11 protein-coding genes and 1 pseudogene are annotated in these 13,300 nt (G+C 43.5%); 7 read left to right on the top strand and 5 right to left on the bottom strand.

The window, feature by feature from the left end:
* Positions 1-62: 62 nt before the first annotated feature.
* The 3 genes from ACY8DX_RS19745 (at position 63) to wecB (ending at position 2,569) form a co-directional block, all read left to right on the top strand.
* Positions 63-218, top strand: coding sequence for a YwzD family small protein (locus ACY8DX_RS19745; RefSeq protein ID WP_462405891.1), 156 nt, complete (start codon positions 63-65; stop codon positions 216-218).
* A 96-nt stretch (positions 219-314) separates the two neighbouring features.
* Positions 315-1,202: a UTP--glucose-1-phosphate uridylyltransferase GalU gene (gene galU / locus ACY8DX_RS19740; RefSeq protein WP_462406990.1), complete on the top strand. Its 888-nt coding sequence runs from the start codon at positions 315-317 to the stop codon at positions 1,200-1,202.
* Between the two features lie 224 nt (positions 1,203-1,426).
* Positions 1,427-2,569 carry a non-hydrolyzing UDP-N-acetylglucosamine 2-epimerase gene (gene wecB, locus ACY8DX_RS19735; protein ID WP_462405890.1) on the top strand — a complete coding sequence of 381 codons (1,143 nt, stop codon included), beginning with the start codon at positions 1,427-1,429 and terminating at the stop codon, positions 2,567-2,569.
* A gap of 117 nt (positions 2,570-2,686) precedes the next feature.
* Here the strand turns inward: wecB and tagD (ACY8DX_RS19730) are convergent, their stop codons facing one another.
* The 4 genes and pseudogenes from tagD (ACY8DX_RS19730) to ACY8DX_RS19715 all read right to left on the bottom strand — a co-directional run bounded on the left by tagD (ACY8DX_RS19730) (position 2,687) and on the right by ACY8DX_RS19715 (position 6,292).
* Entirely contained in the window at positions 2,687-3,082 is a 396-nt protein-coding gene (tagD, locus tag ACY8DX_RS19730; protein ID WP_049669390.1) for a glycerol-3-phosphate cytidylyltransferase, read from the bottom strand.
* Positions 3,083-3,300: 218 nt separating this feature from the next.
* Positions 3,301-4,476 (bottom strand): annotated as a pseudogene (locus ACY8DX_RS19725) (CDP-glycerol glycerophosphotransferase family protein); the annotation flags it as partial.
* A gap of 178 nt (positions 4,477-4,654) precedes the next feature.
* A complete protein-coding gene (gene tagD, locus ACY8DX_RS19720) occupies positions 4,655-5,053 on the bottom strand; it encodes a glycerol-3-phosphate cytidylyltransferase (protein WP_049669391.1) in 399 nt (132 codons plus the stop codon).
* Positions 5,054-5,257: 204 nt separating this feature from the next.
* Positions 5,258-6,292, bottom strand: coding sequence for a C40 family peptidase (locus tag ACY8DX_RS19715; protein WP_462405889.1), 1,035 nt, complete (start codon positions 6,290-6,292; stop codon positions 5,258-5,260).
* A 165-nt stretch (positions 6,293-6,457) separates the two neighbouring features.
* On the opposite strand from ACY8DX_RS19715, the gene ACY8DX_RS19710 reads away from it, so the two are divergent.
* From ACY8DX_RS19710 to ACY8DX_RS19695, 4 genes are all read left to right on the top strand, one after another.
* Positions 6,458-8,371, top strand: a complete 1,914-nt coding sequence (locus tag ACY8DX_RS19710) for a S8 family peptidase (RefSeq protein WP_462405888.1) — start codon at positions 6,458-6,460, stop codon at positions 8,369-8,371.
* A gap of 67 nt (positions 8,372-8,438) precedes the next feature.
* Positions 8,439-9,656: a processed acidic surface protein gene (locus ACY8DX_RS19705; RefSeq protein WP_462405887.1), complete on the top strand. Its 1,218-nt coding sequence runs from the start codon at positions 8,439-8,441 to the stop codon at positions 9,654-9,656.
* Positions 9,657-10,247 (top strand): class D sortase, encoded by a 591-nt coding sequence (locus tag ACY8DX_RS19700; protein WP_462405886.1) that lies wholly within the window; start codon positions 9,657-9,659, stop codon positions 10,245-10,247. It begins immediately after the preceding gene.
* Positions 10,248-10,420: 173 nt separating this feature from the next.
* Entirely contained in the window at positions 10,421-11,449 is a 1,029-nt protein-coding gene (locus ACY8DX_RS19695) for an LCP family protein (protein WP_462405885.1), read from the top strand.
* A gap of 491 nt (positions 11,450-11,940) precedes the next feature.
* Here the strand turns inward: ACY8DX_RS19695 and ACY8DX_RS19690 are convergent, their stop codons facing one another.
* Entirely contained in the window at positions 11,941-13,008 is a 1,068-nt protein-coding gene (locus ACY8DX_RS19690) for an MraY family glycosyltransferase (protein WP_439803343.1), read from the bottom strand.
* Positions 13,009-13,300: the final 292 nt, after the last annotated feature.

The following is a 13,300-nucleotide window of genomic DNA, read 5'->3' as shown; positions in this document are numbered from 1 at the left end:
ATCCGATACCAATATGTGCTAAAATAGGAAGTACTTCAACATTTCAGGAGGACTATTGAAATATGTCTAAATACGCAGGAAAGAAGGATCATGATAAACAAAGAGAATTTGCCAATCTCGTCAAGTCGGTTTATGAAAGCAGTACAAGATCAGACAATAGAACCGTTTCCGAGCTAGTAGAGGAGATTAAGTCAGAGTTAATTAAGATTATTAAATAATGATAATGTATAGAGATTTTTAACTTGAATTATTTTAGAATAATAATTTGATATAATAGAATTTATGAAAATTTAACACATAAAGGAGAATCTATGTTGAAAAAAGTAAGAAAAGCGATTATTCCTGCGGCAGGATTAGGGACAAGATTTCTGCCAGCAACGAAATCTGTTCCAAAAGAGATGCTCCCGATTATTGATAAGCCAACCATTGAATATATCATTGAGGAAGCTGTTGCAGCAGGTATAGAAGATATTATCATTATCACTGGTAAAGGGAAGCGCGCCATTGAGGATCATTTCGACCGTGCCCTCGAACTGGAACATAATCTCCTTGAAAAGGGAAAACTTGATATTCTTGAGAAGGTTCAATATTCCTCAGAGCTGGCGAATATCCATTATGTCAGACAGAAAGAAGCCCGCGGGCTTGGTCATGCGGTTTGGTGTGCACGTAATTTCATAGGGGATGAGCCATTTGCGGTTCTTCTTGGGGATGATATCGTGCAAAGTGATGTCCCTTGCATCAAACAATTGATTGACCAGTATGAACAGACTGGTTCCTCCGTTATCGGCGTACAGCAAGTACCGGAGAATGAAACGCATCGCTATGGAATTGTCGATCCTAAGCCGCATGTAGGACGATTATCTCCAGTAGTCAATTTCATTGAGAAGCCAGAGCCAGGTACAGCACCATCTAATTTGGCTATTATGGGAAGATATCTCCTCACACCTGAGATCTTTGATATCCTGGAGAACCAAGAAACAGGTGCCGGTGGAGAAATCCAGTTGACTGATGCCATTCAGACATTAAACCAATCCCAGGATGTATATGCATATGACTTTGAAGGCCAGCGTCATGATGTCGGAGAGAAGATTGGCTTCGTCAAAACGACTATTGAGTTTGCGCTTCAGCATGATGATCTTCGTGATGAAGTCCTTACGTTCATGGAAGAGATGCTGCAAAATAATTTGGTCGCAGAGAAATAAAACCTGTCATTATATCATTTATATACCATCTGAAGAGATGGCTGCCCTAATGTCCGAGTGGACTTTACGGCAGCCTTTTTTCATACATGGACGATGAACTAGGTAAACGGGATCAAAAAGTGTATAATCTTATCAAATGAAAGGCTTTGCGTATAATCAGGTGGCTCCATCGGGCGGCCTACATTATACTTAAGGTAGCTTAGGTAAATAAGGGAGTGTGGATAATGGGTGGAAAACTAAAGATTATGACCGTGTTTGGTACAAGACCAGAGGCCATCAAAATGGCTCCGCTAGTGAAGGAGCTGGAGAAATACCCTGAATACATAGAACCGTATGTCACCGTGACTGCTCAGCACCGCCAAATGCTTGACCAGGTGCTAAATATATTTGAAATTAAACCTGACTACGACCTGAATATCATGAAGGATAAACAAACCTTAACAGGAATCACGACAAGGGTGCTGGAAGGCTTGAATGAAGTGTTTAGGGAAGTAAAGCCGGACCTTGTGCTTGTTCATGGGGATACGACAACGACCTTTGCCGCAAGCCTTGCTGCCTTCTATCAATCCATTTCCGTCGGGCATGTGGAAGCGGGACTTAGAACATATGACAAGTACTCCCCCTATCCGGAGGAAATGAATCGACAGCTGACTAGCGTTCTTGCTGACTATCATTTTGCTCCGACTAATCAGGCGAAGCAGAACTTGCTCAAGGAGAATAGACAAGAGAGTGCGATTTATGTGACGGGCAATACAGCCATTGATGCTCTTGCAACAACCGTACGAGAAGACTACCAGCATCCGGTATTGGAGAAGCTTGGAGATGACCGCTTAGTACTGATGACAGCCCATCGCCGTGAGAACCAGGGGGAGCCAATGCGCCATATGTTCAATTCAATCAATCGATTGATTGAAAAGCATCCGGACATTCAAGTAGTCTATCCTGTCCATATGAATCCGGTTGTCAGAGAGCTGGCAGATGAGATTCTTGGCGATAATGACCGCGTTCATCTGATTGAGCCGCTTGATGTGATTGACTTCCATAACTTTGCCGCCAAGGCCTATTTAATTATGAGCGATTCAGGCGGTGTCCAAGAAGAAGCTCCGTCCCTCGGTGTGCCGGTGCTCGTACTGAGAAATACAACTGAACGGCCGGAAGGAATAGAGGCAGGCACGCTGAAGTTGGCGGGCACAGATGAAGAGACCATCTTCTCCATGGCAGACGAATTGCTCTCAAATAAAGCGGAGCATGATAAGATGGCGAAAGCCTCCAATCCATATGGAGACGGACAGGCGGCAAGAAGGATTGTCCGGTCGATTCTTTATGCGAATGGGATGGAATCCGACCGACCTGAAGATTTTAAATGAGGTTCAAGAGAAGATGCTCCCCGTGTGGTAAGGGATGCATCTTTTTTCACATCTAAATGAAAGCATCTGCAGTCAACTCACTCTTATTTGAGTGATAGACTGCAGATGCTGTATGGATTATTTGCTTACTGCAAGAAGATCATTCTTGATTTGTGTGGTTGAAATGCCTTCTGTGCGCGGCAGATAAACGACTTCACAGTGGTCCTTTAAGAAATCGAATTTCCCTTCCCAGTCATCACCCATGACAAATACATCAATCTGATGATCCTGCACATCCTGTACCTTTTGCTCCCATGTATGCTCTGGAATAACTTCATCGACATAGCGGATGGCTTCGAGAATCATTTTTCGGTTCTCAAAGCTATGGTAGGATTTCTTGTTCTTCAGCTTATTGAACTCATCAGAAGAGATGGCTACAACGAGATAATCTCCCATTTCCTTTGCTCTTCGCAGTAAATGGATATGACCCCAATGCAGCAAATCAAATGTGCCGTAAGTGATTACTTTCTTCATTACGATTAAATGCCTCCATTCTAGTTGTCTACAACTCCTATTCAGAGCTATAACAATAGTTAAAACTAATATAATATTCTAATTTAATATATACCCTATCATACGTAATTGGGATGAGGTCTGTCTAGAGAAAATCTAAAGGAAAATGGAGTGCGATTAGTCCATCCTTGCCAAAAGAAAAAAGAGCCAGATAAACTGACTCTTTTCAGGTAAATGAATTAATCAAATACGGTCTCAACCACTTTTTTTGCCGCGTCCCCATTCTCCCAGCTGCAGAATCGTTCGTAGAAGGCATCATAGTTAGGGTGAATCTCATGAGGATTAAGCTCTTTAATCGTTTGGATGACCTCATCTGACGTTTTCAATAGTGGTCCTGGTGCGCTGTCTTCGAGATTGAAGTAGAAGCCGCGTAATTGATCGCGGTATATGTCTATATCATAGGTGAAGAAGATAATCGGGCGTCTCAGATTTGCATAATCAAAGAAGACGGAAGAATAATCGGTAATGAGAATGTCTGAAATCAGGTAGAGCTCGCTAATATCCCCATACAAGGAGAAGTCATAGGCGAAGCCTTCATAAGCGGATAGGTCGAAGTTCTCCGACACGAGATAATGCATCCTCAGAAGAATGATATATTCATCCCCGAGCTCTTCTCTCATCTTATCTAAATCCAGTTTAATCTTGAATTTATATTTGCCTTTTCCGTAAAATTCATTGTCGCGCCAAGTAGGAGCATATAAAATGACCTTCTTATCCTGGGGCAGCTGCAGCTTTTCCTTAATCTGCTCTGCGCGTTCCTCCATATTCGGGGCATGAAGCAGATCATTGCGCGGATAACCCGATTCAATCAACGTCTTATTGAATAGGAAGGCCCTTCGGAATATGGCAGATGAGTATTCGTTTGGGGAGATGAGATAATCCCAATTGCTTGCTTCTCTGGTGAAATTCCGCTTATATCCCTCTGTTGTCGTATTAGGCATATGAACCTCATCCATATCATTAGCCAGCTTCTTTAATGGTGTTCCATGCCATGTTTGCACATAGATTGTGTGCTTTGGTTTAGGAATCCAAAGCGGCATCCGGCTGTTAACCACCCAATACTTTGCTTTCGCCAATGTGAATAGCCAGCCGAGCGATAGACGTTTCACGTAAGGGATGTTTTGGCGGTCAAATGATTCGGTATAGTTTTTGTCGACACTCCAAACTAGTTCGTATTCCGGTTTATTCGCTGCCATGTATTCATAGATGGCACGAGGGTTACAGCTATATTGTTTCCCAAGATAGCTCTCAAATACGACTAAATTCTTCTTGGGCGGCCTTTTGCTAATTAGGATAAATAAAGCTTTGTATGCCCTTTGTACGAGACCTCCATTTTTTAGAGCCCGGATGGCTTTGGCAATGATGTTCGGCTTATCGTTCGTGCTCATGTCATACTCCTTAATTACATAGTTAGTGTATTCTAATACTGAATTTTATCACATTTTGCCTAGTAATGGTTGAATGTATACATTAGTTGTAGCGGGTGATGATAATCTAGATACAAAAAAACATCCGGTTAAAACCGGATGCTGGTTATTTATTCGTAGCAGTAAACAAATCTTCCTTGATCTTCGTAGTTGAAATGCCGATTGTGCGTGGAAGATAAACAACTTCACAATATTCTTTAAGGAAATCAAATTTCCCTTCCCAGTCATCGCCCATAACAAAAATGTCGATATCATGGTCGATAACATCTTGAACCTTTTGTTCCCAAGTATTCTCAGGAATGACCTCATCCACATAGCGGATGGCTTCAAGGATCATTTTTCGGTTTTCGAAGCTATGGTAGGACTTCTTATTCTTTAATTTATTGAATTCGTCAGATGATATGGCAACAACTAGGTAGTCGCCCATTTCTTTCGCGCGTTTCAGCAAGTTGATATGGCCCCAGTGCAATAAATCAAAGGTGCCGTATGTGATTACTTTCTTCATTATGGGTCTCCTCCTATGTCATTTATATAAATGGCATTTATATTCTAAAGGCTGTGAGACGATTGATGTTTTCATGAACGTTATCCAATGGATGTACGTAACATATTTACTATCTTACGAAATATATACCCGTTTTGTCTAGGAATAATTAAATGGAAAAGAAGAAAAGCGCTCGAAATAAGCGCTTTTTTGTCAAAAAATTTATTAATACAAGCGTTTAAATGCAGAAAAATGTTTCTTGTAATAGGAATTATCTAAGCTGACAATCCTCACACCGCTGTTATCTGCATTGATGAACTGATTATTCCCGATATAAATACCTAAGTGGGAGATTCCCTTCTTATATGTATTTTCAAAGAATACGAGGTCACCAGGCTTTGGTGTATTCACATAATAGGATCGGTCATAATAGCCCTGAGCAGAATGACGGCCCATCTTATAGCCAGCTTTATTGTATACATAATAGATGAAACCGCTGCAGTCGAATCCATTGATCGTTGTTCCGCCGAAGACGTATTTAATGCCAATTAGCTTCTTGCTTTCGGTTATGAGCTTGTTGACAAAGGCGCTCGATCCGCTCGATACCTCCTCTTTCGCAGGAGTGCTCGGTTTTGTAGACGGATTGGATGTCGTGCCGGCAGAGAGCTTGAGCTTCTGTCCGACATAAATCCTGTCTGATTTCAGGTTATTCAAGGACTTGATGGAGGAGACGCTCATTCCATATGCCTTCCCGATGCCGCTCAGTGTATCGCCGCTCTTCACGGTGTAGGTTGCTGTGCTGCCGCTTTTCGGCGGGTTATTCTTCACGGGCGTGCTTGTTGATTGTCCGGATACCTTCAATACTTGTCTAGGATAGATCATTGTGTTCTTTAAATTATTCCAGGCAATAAGATTATTGACAGTGACCTTATGCTTGGAGGCAATCTTGGAGAGACTGTCCCCGGCAACGACCGTATAGGTCTTAGTTGAACTGGATGAGCCTGAGCCGGTGTTGGCCTGCTTGTCCGGTTTAACTGCTGCCTTATTGTCAAGACGAAGAACTTGGTTCGGATAGATGAGATCAGACTTTAGATTATTTAATTTCTTCAATGCTGCAACAGTGGTTCCGCTCTTATTAGCTATGGCTGATAGTGTATCGCCTTTTTTGATTGTGTAGGTTAGGGAATCAGCGGAAGCGGAACCGGCGTATGAAGTTGCCATAACGGCAACGGCAGCAAATGCGACTGCTTGTTTCTTCATTTCTACGACTTCGCTCCTTTCGGGAATTGTCTCCTATATTATAGTAACACAGGTAAAATATTGATAAAACATATTTCTACAGTAATGCGTAAAAAGTATCATGTTATTACTCTGATAGAATGGTAAAATAAAGGAAAATAGGTATTATATTGGAGATGAAGCTACTTGAAAAGACTTATTTCCCTTATCGTGGCGCTGATTTTCTTGTTCGTGAGTCCAATGGCACATCTGTCATCAGCGGAATCTGTCGAAAGGTCTGTCAATGAGACTTCAGGCAGGGTTATCGTAAAGATGCAGAGCTTCAAAGGAATTACTCGCCTGCTGAAGGCTGGTGCGACCGTCCTAGCTGAGAAGGAGAAACTCGTCTCTCTTAAAAAACCAGTCAATCAATCGATGTCTGCCTTTTTGAAAGAATTAGAGAAACGTCCGGGTGTTCTTTATGCAGAGCCTGATTACAAGCTGACCCGCAGTGTGATCCCGAATGATGTGAAATATCGTGAACAGTGGCATCATCAGACCATTCAGAGTGAGAGAGCCTGGGATGTCACGATGGGCAGCAATCAAACGATTGTCGCTGTCATTGATGACGGAATGGATATGAAGCATCCTGACCTCAAAAATAATATCGTCAAACCATATAATGTTTTAACGAAAAATGCCAAAATTCCTGTCGGAGAGCATGGAACCCATGTCGGCGGAATCATTGCGGCAAGTGCCAATAATCGCATTGGAGGGTCTGGTGTAGCGCCAGGTGTCAAGGTCATGCCGATTAATGTCTTCGAGGATGACGTGGCCTATATATCAGAAATCATTCAAGGAATCGAATATGCCGTCAAAAACGGGGCAGATATCCTGAATATGAGCTTAGGGATGGAGTTCTATTCCAGAGCTCTTAATGAGGCAGTCCAAGCCGCCCACAAAAAAGGAACGGTCATCATAGCCGCAGCGGGCAATACAGGCAGCTATTTGATTAATTACCCTGCTGGCTACCAGAATGTCATCTCTGTCGGAGCAACGACCCAATATGACGTGATGGCTCGTTACTCCAATTACGGAAAAACCGTCGATATACTAGCACCCGGTACGGATGTATTGTCGACTCTTCCAAACGGGAAATACGGAGCCTATTCCGGTACCTCAATGGCCTCACCGGTCGTAGCCGGCGTCGCTGCGCTCATTTGGTCAAAGGAGCCGAAGCTGACGAATGCTCAAGTCGAATATCGGCTTTTACAAACTGCCGCAAAGCTGAAGAACCCACGGACCGGAAAGCTGTATGAATACCCGCGGGTCGATGCAGCTAAGGCACTGAAGTATCACCTGCTTGCCTCACCGAAGGTAACGGATATCACGGACAAGCATTCAAAGGTGAGTCTGAGCTATTCAAGCGCATTCCGCGGGACCATTTCTGTCACCGCTAATGGCAAAACGGTGAAGAAAGCCGTTAACCATGGCACTGCTTTTAAAACGGCAATCGAGATAGGGAAACAAGCTGCAGGAAGAAAAATCACCATCAAGCTCATCGATCGTGAAGGAAATGAAAGCTGGCCGGTGACGAAAACCGTCAAGGATGTGACAGCACCGAATGCGCCGAAGGTCCAAGCTGTGGCTGATAATAGCACCGCCATTTCCGGAACGGCTGAAGCCGCCTCGCTCATCACCGTAAAAAAAGGCAAGACAACGGTTGTGAGCGGCAAGGCGGATAAAGCGGGCAAGTTCACCCTAAAGCTGAAATCAAAGCAAAAGGCCGGTACTGCCTTAACGGTCACAGCGGCTGACCAAGCAAAGAATGTCAGTAAGGAAGCGAAAGTCGTCGTAAAGGATAAGACTCCCCCTGCATTAGCGCAAATCAGCAAAATTACGGCGTCCACGACAAAGGTAACCGGCAAGACGGAAGCAAGGGCAAAGGTCATCTTGAAGGTTGGAGGCAAGTCTATAGCCAAAACGGTTAAAGCCGGCAAGGATGGCAAGTTCTCTGTGAAGATCAGTAAACAAAAAGCCGGCACAACCATTCACCTATACTTAACAGATGAGGCGGGCAACCAAAGCAAAGCAATTAAGCGAAAAGTTCTAAAAAAATAGAATAGTAATATTTGTAAATATGACCTATAATTATGTAATAGAATGTCATTATTCAGGGGGATATGTAATGAAACAGAAATGGTTGTTGCTAGTTGTGGGATTGATGCTGTTTACGTACTTGAAGCCGGCAGTTGGATTTGCCGTAACAGACGAAGCTGCACTGAAGGCATTTGTTCAGGAAGAGGGCTTCACAAGTGTAGAAGAGTTTGAGGACTTTTATGAATATTATTTTCTTGAAGAGCTTTCTGACGTCAAGACTGTGGATGAACTGAAAGAAATTCTTGGAGCGAGGATTACGAATAAGAATGTCGAAGAGCTGATTGTTTCCTATGGATATGGGAGCAAGCAGGAGCTGATCGATGAATTGATTGAGTATGGCGACATGGAAGAGGGCAGTACATTAGAAGAGACCTTCATTTATATCAATGCGCTTGATATGCATCTCGATTATTACCAATCTCCAGATCTGACGCCAATCACAGATGAGAATTTGCAGGCGCTTCTCGATGATTACGAAATCACGCGCGAAGAGCTGAATGCCATCTTGGATGAGATGGGTGAAAGCTTAGCAAACTTTACGTATATTGAAGATTTGGATTTATTCTTAATGGATTATTTTTATGACGATGAAGAATTTATGGAGGATTTGCTTAGCGAAATCGCCGGAGACTTCGCAGAAATTGGTCTTACTGAAGAAGAATTAGAGAGACTGTTTGAGCATTTCATGCGTATAGCGGAGGAAGACGAGACGATTCTTGACCGTCTGTTCGCTCTTGAGGACCGCGTCAATCAATTGCCTGACTTCGAGAGTTCTGATGACCTGACAGAAGCGCAAATGAATGAAATCGTGTCTGTTTTTAACGAAATCTTGAATATCTTCCAGTTGAATGCGAAGTATTATCTTGTCAAAGGGGATTCTAAGCAGCCAATCACCTTAAACGAGCTGATGCACCTTGAAACGACTAATGACGCGGACCTGCTTATCGAGCTGTATAATCTTCAAGGTGAATTCCTTGCAGACCTGCTCTTCACAGCAGAGCTCTTCGGTTCTGACGTCATTAAAGGAGAGGTCGGCAAAGTAATCAAACCAATCACCGAAGTGAAAGAAGAAAAGAAAAATCCGGTCAAGAAGCCGGTAAAACCAGTAAAGAAGGTAACGAAAACGGAAAACGGCGGTAAATTGCCTAATACAGCCGGCAACTACACAGAAGGCATTCTGCTTGGCGCTGCTATCGCTGGTCTTGGAGCAGGCATGCTTGTCTATCGTAAAAGGAAGTCCGCTTAAATGAGCAAAGCCAGATTAACCCTAGTGTTGTCCATCTTGCTCATCCTCACGGGACTTGGTCTGGTCGTCAAAAATAGCATACCCTTCTTTGTACAGGCTGATGTGCCTGAGGTGAAAGTAAAGGAAGAAAAGCCTGAGCCAAAAGAGGCACCGAATGAAGTCAAACAAGAAGAACTGTACAGTGAATATCCGGGCATGGGAGAGACGTTCGGTGAATTGATTATTCCGAAGATCTCTGCCAGCCTGCCGATTGTCGAGGGAACGGATGAGGACGAGCTTGAGAGGGGCGTCGGCCATTATGCAAACAGCGTCCTTCCAGGGGAGAAGGATAACTCGGTTCTCTCAGGACACCGTGATACCGTCTTTCGCCGGCTTGGCGAGGTCGGGGTCGGTGATAAGCTCGTGGTGAAAACCACGGCGGGGAAATTTACGTATAAGGTAAGGCAAGTGCGGATTGTCGATGCGGATGACCGCACCGTCATCGTACCAAAGCCGCGCGCTACCTTGACCGTCACTACCTGCTATCCCTTTGACTATATTGGGGATGCACCGGACCGGTACATTCTGGTAGCTACATTAATAGATGAATAAGAGAAAGAGCCACTTAATCATGATGTTTAAGTGGTTTTTCTTATAGGCATGGGAATAACAAGTTATTCTGAAGTAAAAAAAAAATTTACGGGGCGTGCGAAAAGGGGTAGAATGGATACTGATACTAAGGAATCAAACAAAAACCTTTTTACTATAGAATAAAGGAGAACAATATGCAAAACAGGCAGGCAGAACGCATTAAAAGGCGTAAAAAGATAAGAAGACGTCGAATCGTAGCATTTATTGTATTACCTATCTTAACGCTCATCTTAGCCGTTGGTGGATACGCCGCATACCTATACTATACAGCATCAGATGTTTTAAAGGATTCCTATGATGGTTCAACCGTCAGCGAGCGTGCTGTAAACCCGGCAGATGACAATGTATCCGTTCTATTCATGGGTGTCGATGACAGTGATGTCCGTAACAGCGGAAAGGGCTCCCGTACTGACGCATTATTGCTTGCCACATTCAACGATGATGACAAGACCGTCAAATTGTTAAGTATCCCGCGTGACTCCTATGTATACATCCCTGACAAGGGTACGTACTCGAAGATTACCCATGCCCACGCATACGGCGGAGTGGAATACACTATTAACACTGTCGAGAACCTTCTCCAAGTCCCAGTAGATTATTATGTCAAAATGAATTTCAATGCATTTGTTGATGTTGTTGATGCCCTTGGCGGAATCACAGTGGATGTTCCCTATACAATCTCTGAGCAAAACTCCAAAGACAAAGCAGGTGCCATCACGATTGAGGAAGGCACACAAACACTTGACGGGGAAGAAGCACTCGCCTTCGCCCGTACAAGAAAGAAAGACAGTGATATCGAACGCGGAAAACGCCAGCAACAGCTCATTCAAGCTATTGTAGAAAAAGCTTCATCCGCTTCATCCATCACGAAATATGCCAATGTCATCCAAGGCATCGGCAAAAATATGAAAACAAACATGACCTTCGCTGAAATGAAAGGCTTCACGAACTACGTCATGGCAAGTGATCTAAGCATCGAATCACTCAATCTCAAGGGCTCAGATTCCTACATCAACAACGTATACTACTACCAGCTTGATGAAGCCAACCTAGCCTCTACGATTGAAGAGCTGCAAGTCCACATGGACGTAAACAAAACAGCTGATTCCAGCACAGATACTTCTGCAACAGACGAATACGCTGGCAGCAGCGAGATTGAATAAAATAGATGAAGGACAGGCAGGGAGCTGAGGCTCTCTGCCTGTTTTTTTATGGGGAATCTGTAACTTTGCGCTCCCCGGAGTATGCGTGCAAATCAAAATGGCGTAATGGAAGAGGTTTTTGAAAGATTTTTATGAAAAAAACCGGATTTCTTCCCAAAAAGAAAGCCAGCTTGTCTGTTTTGATTCTTTGAGGGCAGAGCAGCCTTCCTTTTGCTGTGAGAAAGCCTGGATTCCAGGTTTAAGGACGAATCCCCCAAGCCAAAGATAGCCCTGATTAGAAATCTGATTTGCCCCTCTTCAGAACAAGCTCCCCATTAATCAACCACCCATACATAATCCACCCCGCGCCGACACATCCTAAACTATAACCATTCCCTATCCGAGCATTTCAAACCCTAGCTTTGAATCCCCGTTCAAAACGGGTTTCCGAATCCTTCGGAACCCCACAAAAAAGCTGCCGTCCCAACAGGGAGGCAGCTATCTAATCTTATTTATGGACGATTTCTTACATGTACTAATAATTTGTGAAGCGGGCGATAGTCTTCGCCGAGCAATCCGATACGTTCGACCAGGATCTCAAGGGCAATCAGAAGTACGGCAATCAGGAAGATTGCGCCCCATAGGGTTGCCATGGAGAAGATGAACGCTGCTACGCCGAATGATGCGGCCATCGCGTAGATCAAGAGGACCGTTTTGCGATGAGAGTAGCCTAGGCGTAATAAGCAGTGATGCAAATGTGATTTATCTGGTGCAGACAGGGGCTTTTTGTGAAGGACCCTGCGCACAATTGCGTAGAATGTATCTGAAATTGGTACACCGAGAATGACGATTGGGATAATCAAGGAAATCACGGTAACGTTTTTGAATCCGAGCAGGGACAATACGGCAATCATGAATCCAAGGAACATGGCGCCTGTATCTCCCATGAAAATCTTCGCTGGGAAGAAGTTAAATCTTAGGAAGCCTAATGTGCTGCCAGCCAAGACTAAGGCAATCAAGGCAACGAACATATCGCCGATCTTGAAAACAGCCATGCCGGCAATTGTCAACAAAGCAATGGTTGAAACGCCAGCTGCTAACCCGTCAAGCCCATCGATTAAATTGATTGCATTGGTAATCCCGACAATCCAAATCACGGTTAGCGGAATAGCTAAGTAACCGAAATAGATCGGGTCGCCGAAAGGTGTGTTAATGAAGTTCACCTGGATATTACCGCCGACTACAATAATCAGTGCCGCAACAATCTGCCCCAAGAATTTGACCTTCGCGCTTAATTCGAATTTATCATCAAAGATTCCTAGAATGATGATAAGTGTCGCGCCAACAATGATGGACGTGTATGTCCGGGAGCTGGACAGCCCCGGCATAAAGATGGACACCGTGATGATGAAGCTCAAGAAAATAGCTAGTCCGCCCATGCTTGGCATTACCTTGGAATGTACTTTGCGTTTATTAGGTGAATCAGTTGCACCGATTTTATGCGCCAATTTAATAACATATGGGGTGAAGAGTATAGTCATTACGACGGCAACTAGAAAAGCTGCGATTAGATACAATATATCCACCCTCTTTTGATGTCTGGATTATACTTACCCAAGACAAGTATTTATGAAACATAACAGTGTTGTGATAACCTGCACATCTCAATCTCAACTATAAATTATATACTCTTTGACTAAAATAGACTACTAAAAAATAAAATCCTCATTTATTTTTAACAAATACTACCAAAATACGAAGCTTGCTATCTCGTTTCATGATGAATCTTGCAAATGGTATTTGGTTAATATTAACACGTTCTGTCGAAACAGAAAAGATGACTTTTCTGCAAACCAGATTAAGGTATGCGGA

It is taken from the genome of Gracilibacillus sp. Marseille-QA3620 (genome assembly GCF_054950035.1).
This window is presented reverse-complemented; position numbering and strand designations above follow the sequence as displayed.

What these genes read in the sequence shown, in the direction of transcription:
- ACY8DX_RS19745 (WP_462405891.1), top strand. Translation starts at nt 63, where the DNA reads ATGTCTAAATACGCAGGAAAGAAGGATCATGATAAACAAAGAGAATTT.
- wecB (WP_462405890.1), top strand. Translation starts at nt 1,427, where the DNA reads ATGGGTGGAAAACTAAAGATTATGACCGTGTTTGGTACAAGACCAGAG.
- tagD (WP_049669391.1), bottom strand. Translation starts at nt 5,053, where the DNA reads ATGAAGAAAGTAATCACATACGGCACCTTTGATTTATTGCACTGGGGC.
- ACY8DX_RS19695 (WP_462405885.1), top strand. Translation starts at nt 10,421, where the DNA reads ATGCAAAACAGGCAGGCAGAACGCATTAAAAGGCGTAAAAAGATAAGA.
- ACY8DX_RS19715 (WP_462405889.1), bottom strand. Translation starts at nt 6,292, where the DNA reads ATGAAGAAACAAGCAGTCGCATTTGCTGCCGTTGCCGTTATGGCAACT.
- ACY8DX_RS19700 (WP_462405886.1), top strand. Translation starts at nt 9,657, where the DNA reads ATGAGCAAAGCCAGATTAACCCTAGTGTTGTCCATCTTGCTCATCCTC.
- ACY8DX_RS19705 (WP_462405887.1), top strand. Translation starts at nt 8,439, where the DNA reads ATGAAACAGAAATGGTTGTTGCTAGTTGTGGGATTGATGCTGTTTACG.
- tagD (WP_049669390.1), bottom strand. Translation starts at nt 3,082, where the DNA reads ATGAAGAAAGTAATCACTTACGGCACATTTGATTTGCTGCATTGGGGT.